This is a genomic window from Bacillus sp. MUM 13, from assembly GCF_001866725.1.
Taxonomy (GTDB): Bacteria; Bacillota; Bacilli; order Bacillales; family DSM-1321; genus Peribacillus.
Window position 1 is genome coordinate 1 of the sequence record NZ_MLYQ01000108.1, and the last position, 1,663, is coordinate 1,663.

2 protein-coding genes are annotated in these 1,663 nt (G+C 47.1%); one reads left to right on the forward strand and one right to left on the reverse strand.

All coding sequences use genetic code 11. From position 1 onward, the window contains the following. The coding region (locus BIV59_RS20090; RefSeq protein WP_071353243.1) for an FAD-binding oxidoreductase at window positions 1-1,218 on the forward strand (1,218 nt) is incomplete at its 5' end. 110 nt (window positions 1,219-1,328) lie between these two features. On the opposite strand, the gene BIV59_RS20095 is transcribed toward BIV59_RS20090, so the two are convergent. After that, window positions 1,329-1,663 (reverse strand): GNAT family N-acetyltransferase (locus BIV59_RS20095; protein ID WP_071353244.1); only part of this gene is annotated, 335 nt, incomplete at its 5' end.

The following is a 1,663-nucleotide window of genomic DNA, read 5'->3' on the forward strand; positions in this document are numbered from 1 at the left end:
CCGCTTGCATTGGTCTATTGCTATAGCAAGCGGGATGCAGCGAACGCTATAAAGTGGTGCAAAAAGAATAGAATTGAATTGCGCATCCGGACCGGGGGCCATCATTATGAAGGCTACTCGACGGCCAATGGTGTCCTGGTGATTGACACTTCAATGATTAATAGAATTTCAATAAATGAAACTAGCAGCACGGTGAAAATAGGTGCTGGTGCAAGGCTTGGAGAGATTTATTCTGCTCTTAGTGAAAAAGGGTATGGTTTTCCGGGAGGGACATGCCCTTCAGTCGGAATATCGGGATTGGTGCTTGGCGGAGGAATCGGACTTTCAATGAGGCTCTTTGGGCTTGTTTCTGATAATCTCCTGGAATTAGAGATAGTGGACGCGCGGGGCCAGATCCTGACTGTCAGCGAACAGCGGCACAGCGATTTATTTTGGGCATGCCGTGGAGCCGGGGGAGGAAACTTCGGGGTCGTTGTTTCATATACGTTTAAAATTTTCAGGGCCGGGCACGTAACGCTTATTCAATTAAGGTGGGGGCCTGAGGCCAGGGTGGATCTATTGAATGTCTGGAAGGATTGGCTTCCCCGGGCAGATAAGCGGATCAGCTGTTTTGCAGGCTTTACCGGAGATTATGCCTATTTAAATAGCTTTTTTTATGGCAGTGAAAAAGAGGCAAGGCGCATTTTGAAGGATTTTTTAGCCATCCCGGGGCTATCTTCAGAGTCTGTTATTAAGCGTGTTCCATTTATTGAAGCGGTACGGGCAATAGGAGCAGAGTATGGCCCTCCATTGAAATTCAAAGCGACAGGAAGGTTTGTGTTCCGGCGAATAAGCGGGGAAACGGCCAGGAAGCTTGTGGAATGGGTGGACCGGAGCCCTGACAAAAGCAAATGCAGATTTTCCTTGTACTCCTTGGGCGGGGTGATCAGTGATATAGGTGCTGATGAATCTGCCTTCTATTACCGGGATGCTCAATATATTATGGGGATATCCGCATCATGGGAAAAAGACCGTGACGCAGCTTCTTTCAAAAGATGGGTAGAAAGGGGCTTTCAATTTATGAGATCTTTCTCGAAAGGCACGTATGCAAACTTCCCTTACTCTGAATTGAGGGATTATGAGCGGGAATACTACGGAACTCATGCCTTCCGGCTCCGGAAAATAAAAAGAAAATATGATCCGGAAAATTTCTTTCGTTTCCAGCAATCCATCAAGTGAGGCAAAACGGGACAGCTTCCGTTTTATACACTAAATTTAATGCTTCCTGTAAAAAACCATAAGAGAGGGAAGAGTTATACTCACTTATGGTTTCGCTTTTTGTCCCGATGCTATTTTCCCCTTGGAATCTTGAAGGCATTATCCACTTTTTCAAACCCGATTCGCGGGTAATATTCCATGGCAATGGGGGAAGACAGCAGCAATAATACCGTTTCCTTGCCGGCCTGCTCTTGTACAAGACGGGTCAGTTCCCTGCCAATTCCGCTTTTTTGATAGTGCTTGTCAACAGCCAGGTCTGATAAATAGCAGCAATAGCTGAAATCTGTGATGGCTCTTGCTATTCCGGCGAGGTGATTGTCATCCCAAGCCGTGATGAGGATGTCGGCATGGTCAATCATCCGCTGCAGGCGGGGCAGATCTTCAGCAGGCCGATTAAGTCCTGACG